General features: G+C 71.7%; 23 protein-coding genes. 11 read left to right on the top strand and 12 right to left on the bottom strand.

The window, feature by feature from the left end; translation table 11 throughout:
- Positions 1-26: 26 nt before the first annotated feature.
- Positions 27-695, top strand: a complete 669-nt coding sequence (locus AB0J90_RS03695) for an MOSC domain-containing protein (RefSeq protein WP_363591799.1) — start codon at positions 27-29, stop codon at positions 693-695.
- Positions 696-704: 9 nt separating this feature from the next.
- Positions 705-1,649, top strand: a complete 945-nt coding sequence (locus tag AB0J90_RS03690; RefSeq protein ID WP_363591797.1) for a serine hydrolase domain-containing protein — start codon at positions 705-707, stop codon at positions 1,647-1,649.
- A gap of 100 nt (positions 1,650-1,749) precedes the next feature.
- On the opposite strand, the gene AB0J90_RS03685 is transcribed toward AB0J90_RS03690, so the two are convergent.
- On the bottom strand, positions 1,750-2,763 hold the full coding sequence (locus tag AB0J90_RS03685; protein WP_363591795.1) for an NAD(+)/NADH kinase: 1,014 nt from the start codon (positions 2,761-2,763) through the stop codon (positions 1,750-1,752).
- 126 nt (positions 2,764-2,889) lie between these two features.
- Positions 2,890-3,501, bottom strand: a complete 612-nt coding sequence (locus AB0J90_RS03680) for a hypothetical protein (protein WP_363591793.1) — start codon at positions 3,499-3,501, stop codon at positions 2,890-2,892.
- A gap of 114 nt (positions 3,502-3,615) precedes the next feature.
- Between AB0J90_RS03680 and AB0J90_RS03675 the strand changes: the two genes are divergently transcribed.
- On the top strand, positions 3,616-4,251 hold the full coding sequence (locus tag AB0J90_RS03675) for a class I SAM-dependent methyltransferase family protein (protein WP_363591791.1): 636 nt from the start codon (positions 3,616-3,618) through the stop codon (positions 4,249-4,251).
- 26 nt (positions 4,252-4,277) lie between these two features.
- On the opposite strand, the gene AB0J90_RS03670 is transcribed toward AB0J90_RS03675, so the two are convergent.
- From AB0J90_RS03670 to AB0J90_RS03640, 7 genes are all read right to left on the bottom strand, one after another.
- A complete protein-coding gene (locus AB0J90_RS03670; protein ID WP_363591789.1) occupies positions 4,278-4,964 on the bottom strand; it encodes a hypothetical protein in 687 nt (228 codons plus the stop codon).
- Positions 4,961-6,571 carry a hypothetical protein gene (locus AB0J90_RS03665; protein ID WP_363591787.1) on the bottom strand — a complete coding sequence of 537 codons (1,611 nt, stop codon included), beginning with the start codon at positions 6,569-6,571 and terminating at the stop codon, positions 4,961-4,963. The genes AB0J90_RS03670 and AB0J90_RS03665 overlap by 4 nt, the downstream gene beginning before the upstream one ends.
- On the bottom strand, positions 6,568-7,449 hold the full coding sequence (locus AB0J90_RS03660) for an ATP-binding cassette domain-containing protein (RefSeq protein WP_363591785.1): 882 nt from the start codon (positions 7,447-7,449) through the stop codon (positions 6,568-6,570). The genes AB0J90_RS03665 and AB0J90_RS03660 overlap by 4 nt, the downstream gene beginning before the upstream one ends.
- Entirely contained in the window at positions 7,446-8,300 is an 855-nt protein-coding gene (locus AB0J90_RS03655) for a hypothetical protein (RefSeq protein WP_363591783.1), read from the bottom strand. Before AB0J90_RS03655 ends, AB0J90_RS03660 begins: the two co-directional genes overlap by 4 nt.
- Complete coding sequence (locus AB0J90_RS03650) at positions 8,297-8,428, bottom strand: hypothetical protein (RefSeq protein ID WP_363591781.1); 132 nt, start codon at positions 8,426-8,428, stop codon at positions 8,297-8,299. Before AB0J90_RS03650 ends, AB0J90_RS03655 begins: the two co-directional genes overlap by 4 nt.
- Positions 8,425-8,982: an RNA polymerase sigma factor gene (locus AB0J90_RS03645; protein WP_363591779.1), complete on the bottom strand. Its 558-nt coding sequence runs from the start codon at positions 8,980-8,982 to the stop codon at positions 8,425-8,427. The genes AB0J90_RS03650 and AB0J90_RS03645 overlap by 4 nt, the downstream gene beginning before the upstream one ends.
- Positions 8,983-9,137: 155 nt before the next feature.
- A complete protein-coding gene (locus AB0J90_RS03640; RefSeq protein WP_363591777.1) occupies positions 9,138-9,965 on the bottom strand; it encodes a MerR family transcriptional regulator in 828 nt (275 codons plus the stop codon).
- Between the two features lie 177 nt (positions 9,966-10,142).
- Here AB0J90_RS03640 and AB0J90_RS03635 point away from each other — a divergent pair, with 177 nt between their 5' ends.
- Positions 10,143-13,556: an aminoglycoside phosphotransferase family protein gene (locus AB0J90_RS03635; RefSeq protein ID WP_363591775.1), complete on the top strand. Its 3,414-nt coding sequence runs from the start codon at positions 10,143-10,145 to the stop codon at positions 13,554-13,556.
- 96 nt (positions 13,557-13,652) lie between these two features.
- The gene (locus AB0J90_RS03630) at positions 13,653-14,243 is read left to right on the top strand and encodes a hypothetical protein (RefSeq protein ID WP_363591773.1); all 591 of its coding nucleotides are present in this window, start codon (positions 13,653-13,655) and stop codon (positions 14,241-14,243) included.
- A 23-nt stretch (positions 14,244-14,266) separates the two neighbouring features.
- Here the strand turns inward: AB0J90_RS03630 and AB0J90_RS03625 are convergent, their stop codons facing one another.
- Entirely contained in the window at positions 14,267-15,190 is a 924-nt protein-coding gene (locus AB0J90_RS03625) for a DUF72 domain-containing protein (protein WP_363591772.1), read from the bottom strand.
- A gap of 178 nt (positions 15,191-15,368) precedes the next feature.
- Between AB0J90_RS03625 and AB0J90_RS03620 the strand changes: the two genes are divergently transcribed.
- The 4 genes from AB0J90_RS03620 to AB0J90_RS03605 all read left to right on the top strand — a co-directional run bounded on the left by AB0J90_RS03620 (position 15,369) and on the right by AB0J90_RS03605 (position 19,439).
- Complete coding sequence (locus tag AB0J90_RS03620; protein ID WP_363591771.1) at positions 15,369-16,577, top strand: ATP-binding protein; 1,209 nt, start codon at positions 15,369-15,371, stop codon at positions 16,575-16,577.
- Complete coding sequence (locus AB0J90_RS03615) at positions 16,567-17,850, top strand: hypothetical protein (RefSeq protein WP_363591769.1); 1,284 nt, start codon at positions 16,567-16,569, stop codon at positions 17,848-17,850. The genes AB0J90_RS03620 and AB0J90_RS03615 overlap by 11 nt, the downstream gene beginning before the upstream one ends.
- A complete protein-coding gene (locus AB0J90_RS03610) occupies positions 17,820-18,545 on the top strand; it encodes a response regulator transcription factor (RefSeq protein WP_363591767.1) in 726 nt (241 codons plus the stop codon). Before AB0J90_RS03615 ends, AB0J90_RS03610 begins: the two co-directional genes overlap by 31 nt.
- A 75-nt stretch (positions 18,546-18,620) precedes the next feature.
- Complete coding sequence (locus tag AB0J90_RS03605; RefSeq protein WP_363591765.1) at positions 18,621-19,439, top strand: hypothetical protein; 819 nt, start codon at positions 18,621-18,623, stop codon at positions 19,437-19,439.
- A gap of 57 nt (positions 19,440-19,496) precedes the next feature.
- Here AB0J90_RS03605 and AB0J90_RS03600 read toward each other — a convergent pair whose 3' ends face one another.
- Positions 19,497-21,071 (bottom strand): alkaline phosphatase D family protein, encoded by a 1,575-nt coding sequence (locus AB0J90_RS03600; RefSeq protein ID WP_363591763.1) that lies wholly within the window; start codon positions 21,069-21,071, stop codon positions 19,497-19,499.
- A gap of 231 nt (positions 21,072-21,302) precedes the next feature.
- Here AB0J90_RS03600 and AB0J90_RS03595 point away from each other — a divergent pair, with 231 nt between their 5' ends.
- Entirely contained in the window at positions 21,303-23,168 is a 1,866-nt protein-coding gene (locus AB0J90_RS03595) for a LamG-like jellyroll fold domain-containing protein (RefSeq protein WP_363591761.1), read from the top strand.
- An 89-nt stretch (positions 23,169-23,257) separates the two neighbouring features.
- Here the strand turns inward: AB0J90_RS03595 and AB0J90_RS03590 are convergent, their stop codons facing one another.
- The gene (locus tag AB0J90_RS03590; RefSeq protein ID WP_363591759.1) at positions 23,258-23,671 is read right to left on the bottom strand and encodes a DUF2000 domain-containing protein; all 414 of its coding nucleotides are present in this window, start codon (positions 23,669-23,671) and stop codon (positions 23,258-23,260) included.
- A gap of 48 nt (positions 23,672-23,719) precedes the next feature.
- Here AB0J90_RS03590 and AB0J90_RS03585 point away from each other — a divergent pair, with 48 nt between their 5' ends.
- Entirely contained in the window at positions 23,720-24,547 is an 828-nt protein-coding gene (locus AB0J90_RS03585) for an AraC family transcriptional regulator (protein WP_363591757.1), read from the top strand.
- Positions 24,548-24,585 lie beyond the last annotated feature (38 nt).

Below are 24,585 nucleotides of genomic sequence, written 5' to 3'. Positions count from 1 at the left end.
GGGGCACCCCGCGTATGGTCGGATCCATGGGGATGATTCTCTCGGTGAACCTGGCCGTACCGGAGCCGAACAGCGCCAAGTCGGTCGGTGTCACCGGCATCAACAAGCAGCCCGTCGACGGCCCGGTGCAGGTCCGGGCACCCGGCCCGAAAACCACCGGGCTGCACAGCGGCCTGGTCGGTGACCAGATCTTCGACATCGCCCACCACGGCGGCGACGACCAGGCGGTGTACGCCTACGCCCGCGAGGACTACGACTGGTGGGAGACCGAACTGGGGCGCCCGCTGCGGGGTGGCGTCTTCGGCGAGAACCTGACCACGACCGGCTTGGACGTCAACGGCGCGTTCATCGGTGAACGCTGGCGGATCGGTGCCGACCTGTTGCTGGAGACCACGTTCGGCCGGATACCGTGCGCCACCTTCCAGCTGAAGATGGCCGAGCCACGCTGGGTGAAACGCTTCACCCGGGAGGCGCGGCCGGGTGCGTACCTGCGGGTGGTCGAGCCCGGCGAGGTCCGCGCCGGTGACGACGTACGCGTGGTCCACCGCCCGGAGCGTGGGGTGAGCATCGCGGAGGGGTTCCGGGCCTGGATGCTGGAGCCGGAGTTGCTGCCCCGGCTGGTGGAGGCCGACGGTGTGTCGGACCACCTGAAGGAGGAGATCCGGCAACTGCTCGCCGCCCGCGCGAAGTCCTAGAGTCGAGCCATGACACCAGCCACCCAGCCGGTCCGTGGCTCGATCCTGGTCACCCGCGGCGACACGGTCCTGGCCCAGGTCGACAGCGGGTACGCCGACGCGGCGACCGGCACGGTCAACTCGCGGCAGACCCGCTACCAGATCGCTTCGATCAGCAAGCAGTTCACCGCGGCGGCGGTTCTCCTGCTCGCCGAGCGGGGTGCCCTGGCCCTGGACGACCGGGTCGGCCGGTGGATCGGCGGCTGCCCGCGATCGTGGGAACCGATCACCCTGCACCAGCTTCTGGTGCACAGTTCCGGTCTCGGCCACTGGAAGGACTACCCGACGATCGACCTGACCGCCGGGATGGCACCGGACGACCTGATCGCCGTCTTCCACCAGGCCGCGCCGCTGTTCGAGCCCGGCACCGCTTGGCAATACAGCAGTCCCGGTTACGTCCTGCTGGCCCACGTCGTGCAACGAGCCGCCGACCGGCCGTACCGTGAGTTCCTGGACGACGAGATCTTCACCCCCATGGGCATGGACCGTACGTTCGTCGGCGCCCCCGGCGACCGCACCGACGTGGCCCGCGGCCATGCCGCCGACAAGCCCGTGCCGTCGTTCGAGTTGGACTCGGTGGGGATGGGCGCGGGTGACGCCTGGTCGACCGTCGACGACATGCGGGCGTGGCTCGACGGGCTACCGGCCGGGCGGTTGCTCGGCCCGGAGTCGCTGCGGCTGACGTTCACCGAGCACGCAGCCACCATTCACGGCCCCGAGTTGCGCAGCTACGGCTACGGCTGGTTCATCGGCACGGTCAACGGCGAGCGATGGCGCCAGCACTCGGGCGACAACGCTGGCTTCAAGGCATTCGCGGCCTGGCTGCCCGACTCCGACCGCCGCCTCGTCATCCTCAGCAACCAGGACGAAACCGGCCCCGCCGCGGTCCACGACCTGCTTGCCGCCACCGCCTGAGCCACGATCGGCGCCGCCGACCGGCGTCGGACGGCGGCGCGGTGCTCGCCGCCCGGACGACGATCCGAGCGGTCGATACTGCCGTAACGCGGCGCCCCCTTCACTCCACCCGGCCGCGTACCGGCTCGCTGTCGGCGATCGCGGCCGGGGCACCGGCGAGGGAGAACTTCTCCCGCAGTCGGGAGTAGAAGTGCGACGAGTGGAGCCGGACCAGTTTGGCCGGTTGCGCCGCCGGTTGCACGGTGACCCAGTCGCCCGGGTTCAACACGCCCCGGAGTTGCCCGTCGACGCTGACCGCCACCGAGCCCGAGTGGTCGAGCACCCGTACGGATACCGCCTCGTCGGCGGCCACGACCATGCTGCGGTTGAAGACCATGTGGGCGGCGACCGGGGTCAGCACCAGCGCCCGCAGCCGGGGCGACAGGATCGGGCCACCGGCGGCGAAGCTGTACGCGGTCGAGCCGGTCGGGCTCGCCACCACCAGCGCGTCCGCCGAGTACGAGGTGAACAGGCTCTCGTCCAGGTAGACCCCGAGACTCGCCTGCCGGTCGCGGGCCAGCTTCTCGAACACGATGTCGTTGAGCGCGGTCACGTCCAGCGCCACCCCGGCGCGGTTGATCGGCTCCTCCGGCTGCCGCAACGGCGGCGGGGGCAGCAACGGGCCGCGCCCGTACCGGAGCAGGTCCTGCATGCCCTTCGGGATCTCCAGCGGGCGGGAGGCGCAGAGGGTCAGCATCAGCCGCTCGTCCATGTGCACGTTCCCGGAGAAGAACGCGTCCAGGGCCGCGCCGATCTCGCTCGGGTCGACCTCGGTCAGGAAACCCACCCGGCCGACGTTGATGCCGAGTACGGGTACGCCGTCCTCGGCCGCGATCCGGGCACCGCGCAGGAACGTACCGTCGCCACCGACCGTGACGACGAGCGCCGGATGACCGGCGGCCTCGGCCTCGTCCACCGCGTTGCGCCGGTGGCAGTTCTCCCAGTCCCGCTCCCAGACGTCGATGTCACTGACCGTGATGTCGTTCGCGTTCGCCCACCGACGCACCAAACCGGCGGCCTCGACCGCCGCCTGCCGACCCGTGTGCACCACCAGGCCGATTCGCTCGCGCGTCATGATCTCGTCTCTCCTCCGTCCCGGGGGACCCGACCCTCGCCCGCGGCGGCCGTTGCCGGGCACCGCGCAGCCGGTCAGATGCAGCTTACGGACCCCGTCGGGTCCGGTACGCGGACGGTGAGCGGACTAGTCGGGCAGATTGGGCGAGATCACCACACCCTGGTCAGCGCAGGCCCGGCGCAGCCCTTCGGCGTGCGCGGACAACTGCGGCAGGTAACGCAGCGCGCCCATCTCCTCGCCCGGCGGCAGCTTCGACACCTCCCACAGCACGTCCATCATCTGGGTACCGTGCTCCCGGATCGCCCGGATGTCGGAGTCCGCGAACTGCTCGCGCAGCTCACGGTGCTCGTCCTCGGCCAACTCACGGTTCTCGCCGGAGGTCCGCTCCGCCAACGACCGGCAGCCCGCGACGCCGCTGTCCTCCCGGACACCGTCCCAGATCGCGAGCCCACCGAGTGCGAGCACGAAGAGCGCGAGCAGACCGGCGGCGGCAACAAGAAACGGCTTCGCGCGATTACGCTGCGGAACCGGCTGACCCGGATCCCCGTACGGATAAGGACCACCGTCCGGGTACGGAAACGGCGCCGCGCCCGGGTACGACGGCGGCGAGGTCGGCTCGGCGTACGGATCGGGCGCCTGCGCGTACGGAGACGGGCCGCCGGGCTGGGCGGGGAGCGGTTGTGGGTTCGGCTGGGCGGACGGCTGTGCTTGGGAGCCCTGGCCGTACTGGTCGGTCATTTCTCTCCCCAAGTCGTCGAGTCCGTGGCGGCTCTGCGTCGAGGGTGCCACAGTCTCCCGGTCCGTTCGGCGATGATGGGTACGGGTCACACATCGAGACGGGGAGTTGCCGGCATGAACCGCTACGGCACCGAGTGGCACAGCGCGTACGACCAGCCGGGATCGCACCTGTGGCACCGGCTGCGGCTGGTGCAGGACCAGTTGCGGCAGGCGCTCGCGGAAGCTGCACCGGGTCCGGTCCGGCTGGTCAGCGGCTGTGCCGGTGAGGGGCGGGACGTGCTCGGAGTGCTCGGCGACCATCCACGCCGGATGGACGTACGGGCTCGGCTGGTCGAGTTGGATCCGACGAACGCGAAGGCGGCACGGGTTGCGGCGTCGGCGGCGGGGCTGGACCGGCAGATCGAGGTGGTGGAGGCCGACGCTGGCGTGGCGGCGTCGTACCTCGGTGCCGTACCCGCTGACATCGTGCTGATGTGCGGCGTATTCGGCAACATCTCCGACGCCGACGTACAGGCGACCGTGGCGGCCCTGCCACAGCTCTGCGCGCCGAACGGCTTCGTGATCTGGACCCGGCACCGCCGTGCCCCGGACCTGACCCCGAGCATCCGCGCCTGGTGCACCGGGGCCGGCTTCCGCGAACTGGCCTTCGCCGCCCCCGCCGACCAGACCCTCAGTGTCGGCCTCTACCAACTCACCGTCGCACCGGCCACCTTCGACCCGGACCTGCGCTACTTCACCTTCACCCGGTAGGCCGCCCTCACCCGGTCAACCCGCCCTCACCCGGTAAGCCGCCGGGCCGCGCCGGGTCGGCTCCACGGCGGCCGCCGGATCGGCTCGATGCCGGCCCGGAGAAAACCAGCCAGCGCGAGGATCGCGAGGACCGACCAACGGTCGTGGGCGGCCGCCCACCGCGGATCATCGGGTACGACAAACAGGGCGATCCGCTCCGGCACCAGGTACAGCACCACCAGCCCGACCAGCAGGGCCGGCGCCGCCACCGTGCTGACGATCCCCGACTCGCTCCGCCGCCTCGCCATTGCCGCGAGCGCGACGACCAGGGCGACGATCGCCGTCGCCTCCACGGTGAGATCCGCCAGCGGCACCACCGGCCCGATCCCGGGTCCGGCCCCGGCGACGGTCACCGCCAGCATGCCGACCCACCAGGCGGCGAGCACCGGCAGTGCGATCAGCACCCGCAGCAGGTGCCGGGCCGGGCGCTGGGTCGGCACCACGGCAATGCTGCGCTCGGCCGGATCGTCGAGCACGAACGCGGCACCGAGCGCACCGGCCATCGCACCGACCCGGAGCAGGGTGCTCAGGTCCTCGGCCGACAGCACCACCGCCGTGGCGGACGGCACCCCGACCACGGCCAGCCCGAACCCGCAGGCGGCCAGCAGCGGCACCCACCTCATCGCGTACGCGGTGGGTCTGAGCAGGGCCAGCATCGTGCCGAACCTGCTCACGCCGTACATACGCCCCGCTCGTCCTCCGGCACCTGCGGCGGGACGGTTACGCCGAACAACTCGCCCACCCGCTCGGTCGACGTGTCCGGTGCGGTCAACTCCGCCCAGTTCCGCCGCACCACCACGGCGACCTCGTCGGCCGGCCGCCGCAACAACTCCCACACGACCACCATCTCCCGGTCCGTCACGCTCACCCCCTGGTGGAAACTCGGCTCGCCGAACTGGATTCCGCCCCAGCTGTTCTCGTCGGCCATCCGCAGCCCGGCGGCGGTCTCCGGCGTCGCCTGACCGGCCAGCCAGCCGACCAGTACGCCCCGCGCACCGCAGACCATCCCGTCGGCTCCCGCGCCCCTGCGGCTCATCACCTCGTACGCGACCAGCCCGGCGAACTCGGCCTCTTCCTGGCCCCGGCCCCACCTGGTGCCGACGCTGATCGTGCTGGGAGTCCCCGCCGCGACGTCGCCGCGCCGCCACGCATCCGCCCGTGCCTGCCGTTCCTCCTGGGTCGTCACACCGCCCGCCTCCGGGTACCCGTGGGCCCAGACGCGCTGCCGTACGGCCAGCGGCTGCTCCGCCTCGGCGGCCGGCACCCGGCGCAGCACACCCCGCAGCACCTCGTCCCAGGCGTCGACCCAGGGGGCGAAGTCCGGGAACGCGCAGTAGCTGACCCGGTCGATCCGGCGGCAGGTCTGCTGGGCCGCGGGGTTGTCGGTGGCCGTGATGCGGGCGGCGACCACGGCGTCGTCCACCGGGCGGGCCTGCACCACCCCACCACCGACCAGCAGCGCGAACCCCAGCAGACCGGCCGTCACAGTGCGGCGGCCACGGGCACCGGCGCGGGCCAGTGCCGCGACGGCGACCAGCGCCACCAGCCCGGTCAGGTAGACCAGGTGCGGTCCGGCCGGCCGGGCCAGCAGGTCGACCGGCAGCGGCACCGGCGCGTCCTGCGACGTGACCGGCAGGAACCAGGCCAGTCGGCTGTCGTCGGACAGCGGTATCAGGTCGGGTGCCATCATCAGCACGCCGGATCCGAGCACCGCGAGCACGGCTACGAGGACCGAGCCGACCAGCCGGGCCAGCAGTACCCCGACCGCGCCGAGCAGCACCACCGCGACCGGGGTGGTGAGCAGCTCGTACGGGTCGAGCCGCCCGGCCGCGCCGGGAAGTACGGCCGCCACGGTCACCAGCACCGCCACGAGTACGGCGGCGAGCAGTCCGAACGCGAGCGTGGTGAGCAGGTGCGCGGCGGTACGCCAGGCGACCGGGAGCACGAGTACGTCGTACAGGGCGGTGGTGCGGTGCCGACGCGGGCGCAGCACCGCGAGGTTGCCGACGATCAGGGCGGCACCCCCGAACAGGAGCACGGTCACGAACTGCAGGCTCCGGTCGGTGTCCTGGAGCACCGGGTAACGGTTCGCGGTCCCGGCCAGCCACCCGTACAGCCACGGGCCGACGAGCAGCAGTACGGCGGCGACGGTGGCCGGATGGCGCAGTCCGCGTTTCGCCTCGCCCCGGGCGAGTGCCACGGTGGCCGCCCAGCGGTCCGCGGTGGTCGGCTCGGGTCGGTCGTCGGTCCGTACCGGTCGCGATCGCAGCGTGGTGGTCATACCGGGACCCCCTCCTCGGCCGTCACGTCGACGAGCATGAGATAGCCGTCCTCGATCGTCGGATCGAGCAGTTCGGCACCGGGCGGCGGGTCACCGATGTGCCGGTAGCGACCGGTCCCGGTGCGCCACGACGCGAGCGTGCCCTCGGCCCGTACGTCGCCGGTCCAGACCCGGCCGTGGGCGAGCGCGACCAGGTCCGCGGGTGGACCCTCGAACTTCACCGTGCCGTGGTCGAGTACGACCACCCGCCGGCAGAGCATCAGCACGTCCTCGGTCTGGTGGGTGGAGAGCAGCACCGCTCGCCCCTCACCGAGCCCGGCGATCAGCTCCCGGAACCGCAGCCGCTTCTCGGGGTCGAGACCGACCGTCGGCTCGTCGAGGATCAGCAGTTCCGGGTCGCCGACGAGGGCCGCCGCGACCGCCACCCGCTGCCGCATGCCGCCGGAAAGCGCCTTGATCTTCTTGCCCCGCTGGGCGTCCAGGCCGACGGTGGCGAGCACCCGGCGTACCTCCTCGTGCCGGTCGCGCCGGTGGGTCAGCTCCTTGAGGATCGCCACGTAGTCGACGAACTCGAACGCGGTGAAGTTCGGGTGGAAGCCCGGACTCTGCGGCAGGTAGCCGAGCCGGCGCCGGACGGCCAGTCGCCCCGGCGCCGTACGCGGGTCGTGGCCGAGCACGGTCAGTTCGCCGTCGTCGGGGAGCAGGGCGGTGGCGAGGATCCGCAGCAGGGTCGTCTTGCCCGCGCCGTTCGGCCCGAGCAGGCCGGTGACCCCGTCGTGCATGGTCAGGGACACCTGCCGCAGGGCGACGGTACGCCCGTACCGCAGGGACAGGTCGGTGGCGCGGACCGCGGCGACTCCGGTCGGTGTGCTGGTCATGACATCCTCCCGGCCCCGGTGTTCGGGGCACGATCGATCCGGCGGGGCACGTCGAACGCCGGCCGGAGCCGGTGGAGCAGGGTGGCCGTGAGCGCACAGGCGAGCGCCATCGCGACCTGGCCGCCACGGGTGAAGAGCACCGCGTTGTCGGCGTGGCCGGGCAGCGTGCCGGCCAGCAGGACGACCCAGCCCAGCCCGACCGCGACGGCGGCGAGAACCGGACCGAGTCGGGGCGTCAGCGCGAGGCTGAGCAGCGTCAACGCCAGCGCGGGCAGGAACCAGCCGAGCGCCCGCAGGCCGTAGTCGGGCAGGCCCAGGCTGGCCAGGACGCTCAACACGCTGGTCGCGCCCAGCACCGCCACCGAGCGCAGGAGCAGCAGCCGGAACGAGTGCAGCGGCGCCACCAGCGCGATCTCGTACGTGGGGTCGGCGCTTGGACCGTACGAGGCGGCGACGCCGACCAGCGGCAGCAGGGGCGCCACCATGAGGAACACCACCGGGTGGGCCAGGTGCGCCAGGGTGATGGTGAGCACCAGGGTGGTGGCGACCGCGGCCAGCCAGGAGCGGCGCAGCACCCGGGTGGCGGCGAGCAGCCGGGCGGTGTGGTCGGCCACCCCGAGCCGGAGCAGCAGACGCTCGACCGGACCGGGTACGGGCGCGTCGAGTTCACCGTCCAGCCGGGCCCAGCCGGCGCGTACGGGTTCCGGGTCGGCGACCGACGCGAGCCGGGACCGGCAGTCGGCGCAGCCGAGCAGGTGCGCGTCGGTCGACCAGAACAGCGGCGGGGCGAGGAGGCCGTCGGCGTACCGGCGCAGCTCCTCGTCCGGCACGTGCCAGTGCGGGCTGGTCATGGCCGCCTCCCCCGGTCCGGGCCGATCCCCCGGCACACGCCGTTCACCCGGTACACGCCGTTCACCCGGTACACGCCGTTCACCCGGTACACCCCGTTCACCCGGCTCGTGCCGGTCCGCCGGTTCATGTCAGCTCCTGGCGTAGTTGCCGGCGGGCCCGCATCGCCCTGGTCTTCACCGTGCCGGCCGGAATGCCGAGCAGCACCGCCGCCTCCCCGGTGCTGAGACCGTCGAGCACGGTCGCCTGCAGTACCGCCCGCAGCTCGGGTGAGAGTCGCTCGATCGCGCCGGCCAGGTCGCCGTGCTCGACCGCGAGCAGCACCTGCTCCTCGGCCGACGGCGCGTCCCGGGGCCGGTATCGGGTGAGCAGCCGGGCCAGCCGTTCCCGGGCGCCGTGCCCGCGCAACGCGTCGATCAGCCGGCGCGACCCGATCCGCCACAGCCAGCCGGCGACCTCTCCGGTCGGCTGGTCGCGGTAGTGCGCGGTGCCCCGCCAGACCGCCAGAAAGGTTTCCTGCACCACGTCGTCGACCAGCGCCGGGTCGGCGCAGCGGTACCGCAGCCGCAGCACCAACCAGTTCGCGTAGCGCCGGTAGAACAGCTCGAACGCGGCCCGGTCGCCGGCCCGGATCGAGGCCAGCAGCTCGGCGTCGCTCGGCGGCTGCCCGGACAGTACGGTCACAACCCCTCATCGGATCCGGGACCGCGTACGGTTCACCGCAACGGAAAACGGGTCACCGTCGCGGAGAACGCGTCACCACGAAGACGGTTCCCCACCGCGAAGACGGTTTCCCACCGCGAGAACGGTTCACCTCGGCGGCCCCGGTTACCGGAGCGCTACCGGGCGACCTCGACCTGGAACTCGTGGACCCACTTGTCCGGGTCGTCCGGCACGAACTCCAGGCAGACCTCGCGGGCGTACCCGATCATGCGGTAACCGTGCTCCTCGACCCAGCCGGCCAGGATGTGCATGCTCCGGTCGGCCTCGTGCATCGGACCACGGTGGATGATCGTCGCCGCGGAGTCGATGCCGGGCAGGTCGACGATGGTGAAGTCGTGGTCGTCGCGGGGTGCGACCGCGACCTGAATCGCTGCGTGCACCACGACCGCCTCGCCGGAGTCACCCGGCGCCGGGTCGTAGTACGCGACCGACGGGCCGGTCACGGCGACCCCGGCCGCGTCGAGCCGGCAGAGCAGCTCGGGATAGAGCGGGTGGATCACCGGCATGATGTCGACGCTCTCGTAGCTGGCCGCGACCGCGCTGAGTTCGGCGACCCGGACCGGGGCGATCTTCTTGAGTACAACGTCCTCGGTGTGCATGTGGCCCTCGTTCTCGATCATCCGGAGCCTCGCCTCGATCCCGGTCAGCCGGGCCGCGTCCGCCGCCAGCCGCGCGGCCAGTTCCGCCCGTTGCAGGCGCAACATGCCGCGCAGCTGCTCGACGTCCAACTCGTCGTCGAGCACCCTCTGCACCTGCTGGAGGGTGAAGCCGAGATCCTTCAGGGCGATCACCCGGTTGAGCCGGCGCAGTTGGTCGGCGTGGTAGGAGCGGTATCCGCTGGCGGGATCCACGGCAGCCGGGCGCAGCAGTCCGATCGCGTCGTAGTGACGCAGCATCCGGACCGACACCCGGCCGAGCTTGGCGAAGTCTCCGATACTGAACATGACCTGTCCCACCGTGGCCCCTGACACCGTGTCAGAGTCAAGTTTCCTCCCACGCCCGCCGCTGTCGACCTCGGTTCGGGGAATCAGGCGACTATCCACCATCGCCTAATGTGGGGCGTGCCGGGCGTACGAGCAAACGGCGCGTCAACGGATCAACGCGCTGCCACGGAGGTTGTCATGGCACTCACCCCCCGCTTCCGGCCGGGTACCTCCCGCCGGCCGTTCGTCGACCGGGAACCGGTGCTCGCCGCCTTCCAGGAACTGCTGGCCGGGTACGAGAACGAGACCCGGGTGGTGAACCTGACCGGAATCGGCGGGATCGGAAAGTCCCGCCTCCTGGTCGAACTCCGCAAGCGGGTACCGGACCCCCATCCGACGGCCGTGCTCGACCTTCAGGTGCCTGCCCAGCGGGAACACCAGGACGCACTGGCAGTGCTGCGGACCCAGTTCGGCCAGCAGCGGGTGGCATTCCACCGGTTCGACATCGCATACGCCGTGTTGTGGCAACGGCTCCATCCACGACTCAGCCTCGGGCGGGAGGGGCGGGCGCTGGTCGAGAACAGCGAGGTGCTGACCTCGCTGCTTGACCAGTTCACCGCCGTCCCGGTGTTCGGCACGGCGGTCAAGCTGATCGACCTGGCCGACCGCAACCTGCGTCGCTGGCACCAGTTGCGGCATGACGAGACCCTGCGCGAGCTCGACCAGTTGTCGCTGCCCCAACTCATGGACGCGGTGACGTACCTGTTCGCGGCAGACCTGCGCGCCAGCGGGCGGGCGCCGCAGGTCCTGTTCGTCGACGCGTACGAGGCGCTGATCGGGGGCGCCGCCCGGGCTGGCCGGACCGCCGCCGTCGATGGCTGGCTGCGTGACCTGGTGGCCCAGGTGGACGACGGTCTCACCGTGGTCGCCAGCCGGGAGCCGATTGACTGGCACCGGTACGACCCGGCGTGGGCAACCCTCACCCGCACCATCCCCATCGGCGGCCTGCCGCTTCCGGCTCGGCTGGAGTTGCTCGTGGCGATCGGCGTGGAGGACCCCGAACTGGCCAGCTCGATCGCGCAGGGCAGCGAGGGGGTGCCTTTCTTCCTGCACCTCGCCACGGATGCCGGCACCGCGGCCACAGACGGTTCGGTGGTGTCGCCGGACGCGATCCTGGAACGCTTCCTCCAGCATGTCGACCCGGTGGACGTACGGATGCTGGAACTGTTGAGTCCGGCCCGGCTCTTCGACAGCGAGGTGTTCCAGGCGGTCGCGGAAGCGTACGCCCTGCCGTCACACACGCTGGCCTGGGAGTCGCTGATCGGCTACTCGTTCGTGCAGCCCGCCGGTGACTTTGGATTGCAACTGCATCAGCTTATGGCGTCGACGATGCGGCGCCGGCTGAGCGTACGCAGCCGGGTAGCCCTGCACCGCCTGCTGCACCGCGTCTGGCGGGACCGGGCCAACCGGCCGGGGGTGACACCGGCGGAGATGGTGGTGGCGCTGCGCGAGGCGGCCTACCACGGACTCTGCGGTGACGACCTGTCGCCGACCACCTTTCTCGACTACAGCGACCGGGTGCGCACGGCGTCGGCCACGTCCGGGGTGGAGGGCATGCTGGCAGACCTGGAGGACTATCTGGTCGAGGCGGACGCGACCGAACTCGAACACCTGGCCACCTGCCTGCGTGCCGAGACGCTGGTCATGCACGGCGATGCCGCGGCGGCGGCGGAGCTCACCGCTGAGCTGCCCATCGAGCCACCGGCCGACCAGGTCTGGGCACGCCTTGCGGTGGCGGCGGCGCACGCCCGTCGGATCCTCGGCGACACGGCGGACGCGCTGCACCGTTACGAGGTGGTCTGGCAGGGCTACGACGGTGCGGCCAGGTTGGACGCCGGCCTCTGGGCAGGCGACCTGCACATGGCACAGGGCCGCTTCGTTGACGCCGTGGCGGCCGCGACAGAGATCGAGCGGGTGCTGCCGGCCCACTGTCACGAGGAGCGCGGCAACGTGCAACGGTTGCTCCACCTGGGCTACCGGTTCGCCTTCGACTACCCGGCGTCAGCCGACTACCTCGCTCGGGCTCAGGCGAGTTACACCACCGCGCGTAGCGCGATCGGCCTTGCGGACATCATGACCAATCGGGCGGAGCTGCTGGCGGTCACCAATCCTCGGGCGGCGGTGCCGGCGGCGCACGCCGCCCTCGCCCGGCAGCGCGAGATCGGCGCGGACCACGAGATCGGCAAGGCCTACTGCGCGCTGGGTCTCGCCCATACCGCCCTGGGTGAACTCGGCGCGGCCGAGCATGCCCTCACCGAGGCGGTCGCGGCGTTCGAACGTTCGGCGTACCGCTCCGGCCGGGCCCGCGCGGAGCTCTACCGGGCCGCCCTGTCGGCCCGACTCGGCCGCCATACGGAAGCGCTCGCCTCGATCCGCTGGGCGATCGCCGAACTGGAGACGGTCGAGGTCTACCCGACCCTGGTAATCGCCGGGGTGCGGCTCGCGGAACGTCTCGGGGCGCCCGCACCGGACCTCGAGGCCGCGGTCACCCGGGCACGCGCCGCCCTACGCCTGCCGGAGGGCGTGACCGACCTGGACCGCCGGATAGGCGGTGTGCTGGAACTGCTCACCGGCGATGGGCTCTCGGCTCTCTACCGGGAGGCGCTCGGTCGGGAAGACCGCGCAGCCGGTTTCTACAACCACAACGTCCGAGTCGGGGACGATCTGGTTCGCGTCCCGATTCCGGGCATCGACACGATGGACCTGGCGATCTGGCCCGAGCATCTGGTGCTGGCCGCCGTCGGCCGGCACGTCCCGGCCGTCCCGAAGCTACGCGCGGTGCATGCCGATCCCGCGTTCCAGGTGCACGAATACATCGAAGGCTTGGTGGTCGACGCGGTGGCACCCAAGGACACCGCCGTGCCCGACGGCCTGGTCGAGCAGGTGGCCGAGTTCTTCCTGACCATGGGGTCGGTGCCAGCGTCCGAACTTCCGCCGCCGCCGGCCGACTGGCCGTGTGACGGTGACTCCGCCGGCTTCGCCAGCCAGCTCAGCAACATCACTAGGGGGGTGCATCGGGAGAACCGGGAGCAGTTCGGCTGGCTCTGGGACGAGTTGCGCTTCCCCGCCGACCCATTCGCACCGATCGTCTGGTCGGAGCTGAACTCGCGCCCGTTCCGTCTGGTCCACGCCGACGTACATCGCAAGAACATGATCCTCACGCCGGCCGGCCGGGTCGTGATCATCGACTGGGAGTTCGCGCTCTGGGGTGACCCGGTCTACGACCTGTGCGGGCACCTACACAAGATGGCCTACCTGCCCGACGACGAGGCCGCGATGCGGGCCGCCTGGCAGGCCCGGCTGCCGGCGGAGGCGACCGTACGGTGGGAGGCCGACCTCGGCCTGTACCTGTCCCACGAGCGGGTGAAGTCGGCGCTGGTCGATTCGGTGCGCTACTTCAAGGTCGTCTCCGCCCCGGACGTTCCCCCTGACCGGGTACGGGAGCTGGTCGAGAACCTCGCGCTCAAGATCTCTCGGGCTAGGGCGGTCTGGGGTCAGCCCGGCGAGGTCGAGCCCGCGGAGGTCGCCCGGGCGTTGCGGGTCAGCATGTGACCGGTTGGCCGGCGACGCCCCGCTGGTCTCCCATAACCGGCGGTCGGCGCTCGAAAAGGCTGGTGGTACGGGTGGGCTGGGCGTACAACTGCTGTCATGGAGACGGTCGATCCCACACCGGTGTGGCTGCTCGACATCGACGGCGTGGTCAACGCGATCAGCCGCAGGCCCGACCGGAACGTGTGGCCCCGGGACCAGTGGGTCACCGGCACCGCCAGCTCCGCGGGTGCCGACTGGCCGATCCTGGCGGCCCGGCCGGTGCTCGACTTCATCCGCAAAGTGCACGAGTCGGGGCGGGCCGAGGTCCGTTGGCACACGACCTGGCAGCACGATGCCGAGAACCTGGCCCGGCTGCTGCGGCTGCCGAGGTTCGAAACCCAGGACTCACCGGAGTTCGACGAGCGTGAGCAGGCGCTCGCCGGTGCCGCACCGGTCGCCGTCGAGCAGGGCTGGTGGAAGTACCCGGCGGCCGAGCGGGTGGTCCGCGACGAGGGCCGGCCGCTGGTCTGGACCGACGACGACGCGACCTGGGAGCTGCGCGCCCACGACAACGGCAGCGAGCTGTCCCGGCTCGCGCCGACCCTGATCGTGTCCCCGCAGTCGCACCTCGGGCTGACTCCCAAGCACCTGCGCAACATCGACGCGTTCCTGTCCATCCAGGCACCGCGACCGAGCGCCCGGAGCTGACCGGCGCAGCCACCCCGGCGACGTCAGGAGCCGACCGGCAGCAGGGTCAGCTGCTCGGTGTCCGGTCGGCTGCCGTCGCGGCGCAGCAGTGCCGCGAGCCGGGCCGCGTCGCGTTGGGCCTGGTCACCGCAGCAGTTGTTCATCAGCACGTGCAGCTCGTCGGTTTCGCGGGCGAACTCGCGCAGCCGGTCGGCCCACCGGGCGAGCTGGCCCTCGGCGTACGCGTACCGGAATTTTTCCTGTTTGTCGCCGCTGCCCCAGGCCGTGCTGTGTCCGTGGAAGCGGACCACCGCCGGGTCCGCGGTGGCGAGCAGAACCGGCGGTACGGAGGACGTGTGCCCCTGTGGCATGTCCACACAGACCATCGACAGGTCGTTGCGGGCCAGGAAACCGACGGTGTAGCGGGCGTTGTCCCCGTCGAACCAGGAGCTGTGCCGGAACTCGACGGCGACCCGCAGTGGTCGGCAACGCTCGGCCACCTCGATGATCCGCCGCTTGGCCGCCTCGCCGTAACCGAGCCACGGCGGGAACTGGAGCAGCACCACGCCCAGTTTGTCGGCGGCGGCGAGCGGTTCCAGGACGGCACGGAACCGCTCCCACAGTTCCTCGTACGTCGGCTCGGGCAGGTCGCGTCGGCGTACCCGGCTATCCGGGTCACCGGCGGGACGCAGGTCCCGGGGCAGCGCCGAGATGGCGGTGGGGTGGCCGGTGAAGAGGCTGAACGCCTTGACGTTGAACTTGAAGTCCGGTGGTGTCCGCTCGACCCAGGCCGAGGTGGTCTCCACCGCCGGGAGCGCATAGTAGGTGGTGTCCACCTCGACCAGGTCGAACCGGTCCGCGTAGTAGGCCAGCCGGCCGGCCGGGGTGTTGGCCTCCCGCGGATACCAGCCCGAGGCCAGTAGCAGCCGGTCCGCCCACGACGATGTGCCCACCCGAATCTCGCTCATGCCCTACCAGTTTCTCCATCCCGCGTGGACTGAAACCGGCGCTGCGCGGCGGCGCCGGGACACAGGCCCGTAACGGCTGCACCGGTACGGGAACTGATCGGGCTATTCGTGCTATTCTCCCCCGTCGATATGCCGGACGTCCGGCCAGTGAACCGATCAGCCGCCGGGAGGGCAGGAATTGACATTGGTCACCAGCCTCGGCATCGCCCCGGATCCCGCCGCCGACGAGGACCGGCCGGCCAGCGGCGCACTGAACCAGGTCTTCGCGATCTTCCCGGCGCTGCTCCGGCTGACCTGCGGCCTCGCGGGCGCGGCCGTGGCGCTGGCCGTACGGACCCCGCCGGTCTCCACGCCGCTGCTGGTCACCACGATCGTCGTGCTCACCGGCTGGTCCGTGCTGTTCGCCGTGGCGACCCTGCGGCGCGGGCTGACCGCCGGCATCATCTACGTCGACCTGACCCTGACCATCGGCTGCTGCCTGCTGATCAACCGGCTGGTCGCCGCCGAGGTCCTGCCCGGTGAGGGAAGCTGGCTGGCCATCCTCGCCAGCACGTCGATCGTCGTCGCCCACTTCGGGCTGCCCGCGTCCCGGTCCGTACCGGCCGGACTGGTCGTCACCGCGGCGTACGCGTACGGGGCTCATCTCGCCGGCAACAACACCGAGGCGGTCTCGCACTCGGTGACCCTGGTCGTGCAGACCATCTTCGGCGCGGGACTGGCCGCGCTGACCCGGCGCAGCAGCCGCGCCGCCGACGAGGCGTTCGCCGACTACCAGCGGGCCTCGCGTGAGGTGCTGATCGCCCGAGCGGCCCGAGCGGCGGAACGCCGGCACAACCGCGACCTGCACGACACGGTGTTGTCCACACTCACCGTCGTCGGGCTCGGCGGGGTGGGCGCCGGCTCACCGCTGCTACGCGTACGGGCGGCGGCCGACCTGCGTACGCTCGACGCGCTGGCCTCGTCCCGCAGCCGTGCGCTGTCGGCGCCGCCGGACCCACGCGTGCCGGTGGCCCTCGATGACCGGCTCCGGGCGCTCCTGCACCGCACGCCCGAGCTTGCCCCGACCGTCGACCTGCAACCCTGCGCGGTGCCGCCGGACATCGCCGACGCGCTCGCCGACAGCGCCGCCGAGGCGCTGTCCAACGTGGTCCGGCACGCCCCCGGCACCGCCGTCTCGGTGCGGCTCACCGCCCTGGCCGGCGCGGGGGTCGCGGTCGAGGTTTCCGACGACGGGCCGGGCTTCGACCCGCTGACGGTCCCACTGCACCGGTACGGCCTGCGCGAGTCGATCCACGGACGGATGGCGGCGATCGGCGGGCGGTCCGAGGTCGACTCCGCCCCTGGTCGCGGCACCCGGGTGCGGTTGGAGTGGTCCGATGTCCACTGAGCCACGGCACCCGGCTGTCACGGACGACCCGGCGACCCGACGGACCGCGCCGCTGGCCCGGGGCACCGATGCCGGCGTCGCGCTCGGCGTCATCGCCCCGGGTCGGAACGGGGCCGTCGATCCGGGCGCGACGGCCGGACCGGACGGTACGGGTGCGACGCCGAGGGACGTGGTGGCCGGTGTCGCCGCCACCGCCGACCGGGGCAGCCGGATCGCGGCCGTGCTCATCGCCTTCGGCTGGCACACGGTGGTCAACGTGCCCGCGCTGCTCGGCAACTGGTCGGTGTACCGGTGGCCGTGGCTGGTCGGCGCCGGCTGGCTGATCTTCGTCGCGGTCGGCGCGATCTCCGCCGCCCACCTGCTCCGGGGCACACGTACGCCGACCTGGCGGCTGATCGGCGTACTGCTGCTGGTCGACGCGATGGTCTTCGTCAACACCCCCGCCGAGCTGCTGTTCCTGCCGGCGAACTGGGGCTGGGGCACGCTCGGCTGGTTCGTCGTCCTCGTGCTCTGGGGACGCCCGGTCACCGCACTGGTGGCGGTCTTCGCCACCGAGGCGGCCATCGCGCTGGTCGCGGTCTTCGTCTACGGCGCCGGTGACGCCGCCGGGTTGAGCCGGTACGCCATGTACACCTACGGCACCGCGACCCTGCCGATCGCGTTCAGCGTCGCGGCCAGCGTGCTGCGTACCCTGGCCGCCCGTACGGCCGGCACGTTGGCGGCCCGCGCTGCCCTCGACGCCGAACGGATCGCCGCCCAACGGGCCCGAGCGGACCGCCAGGAACGACTGGCCCTGGTTAGCCGGACCGCCGGGGCGCTGCTCGCGGAACTGGCCGACGGCTCCGCCGACCCCACCGATCCGGTGGTGCAGCGGCGCTGCGCATTGGAGGCGGCACGGCTGCGCCGGTTGATCGCGGAGTCCGACGACGTACCGGACCCGCTGCTGCACGAACTGCGCGCGGCGGTGGACATCGCGGAGCGAAACGGTCTCCCGGTCGAGCTGGTTTCCGTTGGTACGCTGCCGGCGTTGCCCGTACACGTTCGCCGCAGGCTGGCCGAACCCCTCACCGCGACCCTCGCCTCCGCCCAGCAGTGGGCCCGGTTGACCGTGGTCGCCCAGCCGGAAGAGGTGGTGGTCAGCGTGGTCACCCCGAGCACCGGAGCGGATCCGGCCGGGCCGGCCGCGGCCGGCACCGACAACGGAGAAGTCGAGTACGTCTACGAGCGGGACGGGGATCAGGTATGGGCGCAGACCCGGTGGCGGGCCACGTGAGCGACGACCGGGAGCAGCGCTTCACCGTTGCGATCATCGACGACCACCCGGTGGTGGTGGAGGGCGTACGTTCCTGGCTCGACCAGGAGCCACGGCTGACCGTGGTGGCGACCGGCGAGGACCCGGACGTGGTACTCGGCGACGACCAACCGGCCGCCGACGTCATCATGCTGGATCTGCGGCTGCACGGGCACCTGGTGCTGGACAAGGTCGCCGAACTCGGCGCCGCCGGTCGCCGGGTGGTGGTCTACTCCGAACACACCGAGGCCGACATCATCCTGGCCGTGCTCGACGCCGGGGCGGTCGCCTTCCTCGCCAAGCACGAGGGGCGCGAGCACTGCGTGGCCACCGTGCTCGCCGCCGCCAGCGACCGTGGTTACGTACCGCCCGCGCTCGCCGGTGCGATCGTCGGCGACCGCCGGTCGGGTCGGCCCGTACTGTCCGAGAAGGAGCGTGAGGCGCTGCTGCTCTGGTTCCAGTCGATGTCGAAGGCTTCGGTGGCCCGGCGGATGAACATCAGCGAGCACACCGTGAAGCAGTACGTCGACCGGGCCCGGATCAAGTACGCCCGCGCCGGCCGCCCGGCAGCCACCAAGGCGGCGTTGCTGGCCCGAGCGATCGAGGACGGACTCGTACGGGCGGAGGAGATCGGCGACTACCGGTCATACGCCTCACCCGATCAGCCGACCCCCTAACAGGTGTCATGACGCGGGTCACAGAGTCCGCGAACCTGGACAGGAGGAAGTTCGTCCACAGGAGGCCCTCCGCCGATGAGCGACGACGCATCCCCGTACTTCGTTCGGCCGCACCGTTTCGACCAGCCGGACCAGGACGACCGCGGCTACCCGCAGCTCGACCGGCACCACCGGGTGTTGCTCGACCCGGGTGAACGGGCGCTCTGGCGTGGCCGGGTCGACGTCGCCGGTTACCTGCTCGGCCCGTCGCTGGGCAACGGCACCCTGCACTGGTCCCTGCTCCGGCCGGCGGACGTCACCGTCACCGACCGGCGGTTGGCGTTCGTCTGCGAGAACTGGGACTTCGACAAGGTGGGCGCACCCGGCGAGACCCGCACCGGCCGGCCCCGGCACCGCCGCTGGTCGGAACAGGCCGGCAGCCGGATCGTCACGGGGCAGATCCGCTGGCAGTGGCCGGGCCGGCTGCACCTGCTGCCGGCCGGGCCGGACGACCAGCCGGAGCGGGTGCTGCTGGTCTGCGACAGCCTGCGGACCATCCGGCAGCCGGGCCTGGCGCTCGGCGGCGGCGACCTCGGTTCGCCCGGCGCGGCCCGGGAACTGGTCCATCTCGTCCGTCGGTCGATCGCCCAGTTCCGCCTCGCCCACCCTGGCACGCCGGAGCTGTCCGCGCAGGAACGGGGAACTCTCGCGATCCGGGCCGGGGCGGGCCCGTTCACCGAGGAACTCGCCGACCCTCGGCGGGGCATCGGTCTTCCCGGTGGTCTGGTCGTCGAATTCACCCATCGCGACGACTATCACCGCCGGTCAGCGCGGAGCTCCTTCTCCGCGCGCCGGGCGCCGCAGGCCGGCAGTGCCGGCCTGCGGCGCTCCGGGCACCCCGGCTCCGCTTCCTGACCCGCCACCGCGCCGCGGCGTACGACGTGGCCGCCGGGGCGCGGGCCGGGCCGCGGATCAGTGGGTCGTGTCCGCCTGTACGCCCGGACGTCCGCTCTCGACCACGAAGCTGGCGTGGGTGCTCACCGGCGCACCGGGTGTCGTCACGTACGGCACCACCCGGTAGTCGCTGCGCCACTCGTCCCGGCCGACGGTGCAGCGGACGTACCCACGGCGCTGGTTGTAGTACTTCATGTGCGGGTTCGAGGCGAGCCACTCGGTGCCCCGGGCGTCCATGTCCGCGCCGTCGGCACCCGAGGTGATCGAGGTGCCGAGGAACTCGACGCCGACGGTGCGCGACTTCGGGTCGTCGAAGTTCTGCTTGAGGTCGGCGACCATGCTGCAGTGGGCGTCGCCGGTGACCACGACCATGTTGTCGATCCGGCGCTGGGCGACCCGGTCGAAGATCCGCTGCCGGGCCGGCTCGTAGCCGTTCCAGTTGTCCATCGGCAGCAGCAGCCCCGGTCCGGGGTCGCGGTCGGCGCGGGCCATCACGGTCTGCTGGGCCAGGATGTTCCAGGTGGCGTGCGAGGAGGTGAGCCCGTCGAGCAGCCACTTCTCCTGCTGCGCGCCGAGCATCGACCGCGACGGGTCGAGCGCGTCGTCGCAGGGTGCCGCCGAGCCGCCGCCGCAGACCTGGTCGTCGCGGTACTGGCGGCCGTCGAGCACGTTGAACTCGGCGAGCTGGCCGTACCGCAGCCGCCGGTAGAGCCGCATGTCGGCACCGCGCGGCAGCGCGCTGCGCCGCAGCGGCAGGTGCTCGTAGTACGCCTGGTACGCGGCGGCCCGGCGCTGCCGGAAGCTCTCCGGTGACTGGTTGGCGTCCTCGGAGATCTCGTCGGCGTAGTTGTTCTCCACCTCGTGGTCGTCCCAGGTGACCGCCCACGGGAACCGGGCGTGTGCGGTCTGGAGGTCCGGATCGGTCTTGTACTGGGCGTGCCGTACCCGGTAGTCGGCGAGCGAGAAGATCTCCGCCGCCGGCAGGTGGGCTCGTCCGATCGTGCCGGCCGCCGGGCCCTCGTAGATGTAGTCGCCGAGGTGGACGACCAGGTCGAGGTCCTCCTCGGCCAGGTGCCGGTAGGGCGTGAAGTGGCCGGTCGGGAAGTTCTGGCAGGAGACGAAGGCGAAGGCGAGGCTGCCGGGCCGGGCCCACGGTTCGGGGGCGGTCCTGGTCCGCCCGACCGGGCTGACCTCGTTGCCCGCGCGGAACCGGTAGAAGTATTCGCGGTCGGCCCGCAGCCCGCTGACCTCGGCGTGGACGGAGTGCCCCAGTTCCGGGGTGGCCAGGTCCAGTCCGCGCCGGACGACGTGGCGGAACCGGGCGTCCTCGGCGACCTCCCACTGCACCGGGACGACCCGGCGGGGCATGCCGGCGAGACCGTCGGCGGCGAGGGCGTCGGGCGCCAGCCGGGTCCAGAGCACGACTCCGTCGGGCAGCGGGTCGCCGGACGCGACGCCCAGCTTGAACAGGTCGGTGGGGAGCTTGCCGGTGGCCCAGGCGGGGGCCTCGGAGAGGCCCGCGACGGCCGCCGCGAGGCCGACACCGGCGGCGCCGGTCAGGCCGAGGAATCCGCGTCGATCGAGTTTCTGCATGGAGGTTCTCCTTCGGGCAGACAATCGAAGATCAACACTGATCCTTCGGAGTACGGGTGTGGCCGAGGTTGCCCCACCATGGACGACCGAAGGCCATCCCGAGGACACCACCCGACCCATCAAGTGGATCTTCGGATGGTTGCCTGCGCGCGTTCAGGCCGGCGTCTTCCACCGCTCACCGGGGCCGAGCAGCGTACCGACGTCAGCTACGACCACCCGCTTGGAGTGAAGATGGCCAACATCGGTGACCCGCCTCGCCTGGAGCGCCGTACGCTGCTGCAGGCCGCGCTCGCCGCGCCCGCGGTCGGCGCCGCCGCGACGCTGCTCAACGCCTCCACGGCCCAGGCCGCCCCCGAGGCGACGGGCAAGTCCGACCCGGACAACCCGCGGTTCACCATCGCCGTGCTGCCGGACACCCAGTACCTGTTCGACGAGGACAGTTCCGACCCGGAGCCGCTCAAGGCGACGTTCCGCTATCTCAACCAGGAGCGCAAGGACGCGAACATCGTGTTCATGACGCACCTCGGTGACGTGACCGAGCACGGCAGCGAGCACGAGATCACGTTGGCCGGCGAGACCTTCCGTACGCTCGACGGCAAGTTGCCGTACAGCGTCCTGGCCGGGAACCACGACATCCGCGGCGGTGACGACCAGCGGGGCGACAGCGTGTACCTGCGCGCCTTCGGGCCGCAGCGCTTCACCGGCATGCCGACGTTCGGCGGAGCCTCGCCGGACGGGTACAACAGCTACCACGTACTGCGGGCGGCCGGCCGGGACTGGCTGGTCCTGGCCCTGGACTGGCGGGTCTCGGACAAGGGCCTGCAGTGGGCGCAGTCGGTGATCGACGCGAACCACACGCTGCCGGTCATCCTCACCACGCACGACCTGGCCGCGGCCGACGACGCCGGCCAGGCGCAGTTGTCGGAGAACGGACGGCGCCTCTGGGACCGGCTGATCCGCGACAACGACCAGATCTTCCTCACCCTGAACGGCCACTACTGGCCGCCCGGCCGGACCACGCTGCGCAACGCCGCCGGCAACGACGTCCAGGTCCACATCACCAACTACCAGGACCGCTACTACGGTGGCGCGGCGATGATCCGCCTCTACCACTTCGACCTGGCTCGCAACGTCGTCGACGTGGAGACGATCTCGCCCTGGTTCCTCGCCCGCGACCCGGCGAAGCGCACCCCGCTGGAGGCCGAGACGATCGAGCTGACCGGGCCGGTCGACCGGTTCACCATGGAGATCGACTTCGCCGCGCGGTTCGACGGGTTCGCGCCGGTCACGCCGCCCGCGTCGCGGCCGCCGGTGACCGTACTGCCGCGCGCCACGGCGGCGTACTGGCGGTTCGACTCGTTCGGGCTGGTCCCCGGCGCTCCGGGGGCCCCGGTTCCCGCCGGCATCGTCGCCCGGGACCTCTCCGGCAACGGCAACGACCTGACCGTGCAGCGGCTGGGCGCCAGCGGCCCGGAGGCACTGACCTACTCGACCGAGCACCACGCCGGCCAGCCCGCCCACGCCAGCCTGCGCTTCGACGGCGGCAAGAGCCCGGATCGTGGCGCGATCCTGCGCGCCGGGCCCAACGCCCCGATCAACAGCATGAAGTTCACGAGTGGGTACACCATCGAGACCTTCATCAAGCTGCCCGACCCGTTCGAGGGCGACCACGCCTGGATGGGCATCCTGAGCTGGGAGGGCCGCAGCGGTGACGCCGGCAAGACCACCGGCTGGTCCCCCGACGAGTGCACGTGCAGCCTGAACATCTCCCCCGAGCGGTTCCTGCAGTACGTCGTCTACCCGGACAAGCAGGACGCCGACCCGACCTCGTGGAGCCACGCCCTGCCGGTCGGCCGCTGGACGCACATCGCGGTGGTGAACAACGGCCAGGCGACGACGATCTACGTGGACGGTTCGAAGATCGCCCGAAACCCCACCCAGCCGTCGACCGGGATCGCCACCCTCGGTCTGCCGTTCGCGATCGGCGCCACCTCGTCCAACCTCAAGTACGGCCAGGGCTTCTACGGCTGGATCGGCGACGTCCGGATCACCGCCAAGGCGCTGCGGCCCGGCGACTTCCTCACCCCGTTCGAGTGAGCCCGGCACCGCTCTCGCCGCGATGACGCGTACACCCGTTCCGGGCCGGGGCCACCTCGGCCCGGACGGGGTACGGCGACGGCGGCTGCTCAGGGGTGCAGGGTGGCGCCCTTGAGCGTCTTGTCGACGGCGTTACGCGGTCCGACGACCGCCAACCCGACGAGGTCCAGCGCGGCGCGCGGCACCGCCCGTACGGCCGCGCGGTTGTCGTCGTCGTTCCCGGTGCCGAACAGTTCGGCGGTGAACACCGACATCGCCAGCCCGCGTTCCAGCGCCCGGCCGTGTGCCGTGGTCAGCAGCGTGCCGGGGCCGGCGAAGACCAGCACCGGCTGGCCGAACATGGGCAGGTACTTGGTGCCGTCGGCGTCGACGTAGTGCTCGCCGATCGCCTCGGGCGCGGTCGCCGCGATGCCGCTGACCAGGAACGCGGTGACGTTGAGCCGTTGCCAGGTGGCGAGGTCGTCCCGGAGCAGTACGGCGATCTTGGTGGAAAAGGTGGTCATGTCCTCACCCTGCCGCCGACCGCCACCCCGGTCTTGTACGTTCTTGACGTGCGGCACGTGCCACGGCCCGAACGGGTCACCGCCTGGCACCCGGCGGTCGCCGGGATCACCGAGGTGTTCCACGCCCGCTTCCTCGGCCACGCCTACCCTGCGCACACCCACGACACCTGGACCCTGCTCATCGTCGACGACGGCGCGATCAACTACGCCCTCGACCGGCACGGCCACGACGCGGCTGAGCAGGTGGTCACGCTGCTGCCGCCGCACGTGGTCCACGACGGACGGGCGGCCACCCGGTACGGCTTCCGCAAGCGGGTGCTCTACCTCGACGAATCGGTGCTCGAAGCGCGCCTTGTCGACGCGTCCGTGGACACTCCCACCCTGCACGACCCCCTGCTGCGGCGCCGGATCGACCAACTGCACCGCGCCCTCACCACACCCGCCGACGCGTTCGAGGCGGAGAGCCGGCTGGCGTTCGTGGGTGAACGACTCCGCCGGCACCTGCGTCGGCAGCCGGCCGGGCCAGCACCGGCACCGGACCGCCGTCTCGCCACCGGCCTGCGCGAGCTGATCGACGCCCGTACGGCCGAGGGGTTGTCGCTGCGCCAGGCGGCGGACATCCTGCACGCCGACCCGAGCCACCTGGTGCGGTCGTTCACCGGCGCGTACGGGCTGCCGCCGCACCGGTATCTGACCGGGCGGCGGATCGACTCCGCTCGGCGCCGGCTGCTGGCCGGTGAGCCGCCGGCCGAGGTGGCCGTGGCGGTCGGCTTCCACGACCAGTCACACCTGAGTCGACACTTCCGCCGCTACCTCGGCGCCACACCCTCCCGCTACTCCGCGTCCGCCCCCACCGGGCTAGCAGCGTCGGGCTAGCAGCGTCGGTCCACGGATGGCTGGCAAGAATGCGACAT

Source organism: Micromonospora sp. NPDC049523, from assembly GCF_040676775.1.
Taxonomy (GTDB): domain Bacteria; phylum Actinomycetota; class Actinomycetes; order Mycobacteriales; family Micromonosporaceae; genus Micromonospora_G.
The sequence above is the reverse complement of the archived record's forward strand: the minus strand, read 5'-3'. Positions and strand labels throughout refer to the sequence as shown.

Bases quoted from the DNA above. Each gene is read 5' to 3' on its own strand.
- AB0J90_RS03595 (WP_363591761.1), top strand. From the start codon at position 21,303: ATGGCCAACATCGGTGACCCGCCTCGCCTGGAGCGCCGTACGCTGCTG.
- AB0J90_RS03615 (WP_363591769.1), top strand. From the start codon at position 16,567: ATGTCCACTGAGCCACGGCACCCGGCTGTCACGGACGACCCGGCGACC.
- AB0J90_RS03640 (WP_363591777.1), bottom strand. From the start codon at position 9,965: ATGTTCAGTATCGGAGACTTCGCCAAGCTCGGCCGGGTGTCGGTCCGG.
- AB0J90_RS03605 (WP_363591765.1), top strand. From the start codon at position 18,621: ATGAGCGACGACGCATCCCCGTACTTCGTTCGGCCGCACCGTTTCGAC.
- AB0J90_RS03665 (WP_363591787.1), bottom strand. From the start codon at position 6,571: ATGACCACCACGCTGCGATCGCGACCGGTACGGACCGACGACCGACCC.
- AB0J90_RS03675 (WP_363591791.1), top strand. From the start codon at position 3,616: ATGAACCGCTACGGCACCGAGTGGCACAGCGCGTACGACCAGCCGGGA.
- AB0J90_RS03690 (WP_363591797.1), top strand. From the start codon at position 705: ATGACACCAGCCACCCAGCCGGTCCGTGGCTCGATCCTGGTCACCCGC.
- AB0J90_RS03660 (WP_363591785.1), bottom strand. From the start codon at position 7,449: ATGACCAGCACACCGACCGGAGTCGCCGCGGTCCGCGCCACCGACCTG.
- AB0J90_RS03630 (WP_363591773.1), top strand. From the start codon at position 13,653: ATGGAGACGGTCGATCCCACACCGGTGTGGCTGCTCGACATCGACGGC.
- AB0J90_RS03600 (WP_363591763.1), bottom strand. From the start codon at position 21,071: ATGCAGAAACTCGATCGACGCGGATTCCTCGGCCTGACCGGCGCCGCC.
- AB0J90_RS03685 (WP_363591795.1), bottom strand. From the start codon at position 2,763: ATGACGCGCGAGCGAATCGGCCTGGTGGTGCACACGGGTCGGCAGGCG.
- AB0J90_RS03680 (WP_363591793.1), bottom strand. From the start codon at position 3,501: ATGACCGACCAGTACGGCCAGGGCTCCCAAGCACAGCCGTCCGCCCAG.
- AB0J90_RS03650 (WP_363591781.1), bottom strand. From the start codon at position 8,428: ATGAACCGGCGGACCGGCACGAGCCGGGTGAACGGGGTGTACCGGGTG.
- AB0J90_RS03635 (WP_363591775.1), top strand. From the start codon at position 10,143: ATGGCACTCACCCCCCGCTTCCGGCCGGGTACCTCCCGCCGGCCGTTC.
- AB0J90_RS03610 (WP_363591767.1), top strand. From the start codon at position 17,820: ATGGGCGCAGACCCGGTGGCGGGCCACGTGAGCGACGACCGGGAGCAG.
- AB0J90_RS03590 (WP_363591759.1), bottom strand. From the start codon at position 23,671: ATGACCACCTTTTCCACCAAGATCGCCGTACTGCTCCGGGACGACCTC.
- AB0J90_RS03655 (WP_363591783.1), bottom strand. From the start codon at position 8,300: ATGACCAGCCCGCACTGGCACGTGCCGGACGAGGAGCTGCGCCGGTAC.
- AB0J90_RS03695 (WP_363591799.1), top strand. From the start codon at position 27: ATGGGGATGATTCTCTCGGTGAACCTGGCCGTACCGGAGCCGAACAGC.
- AB0J90_RS03625 (WP_363591772.1), bottom strand. From the start codon at position 15,190: ATGAGCGAGATTCGGGTGGGCACATCGTCGTGGGCGGACCGGCTGCTA.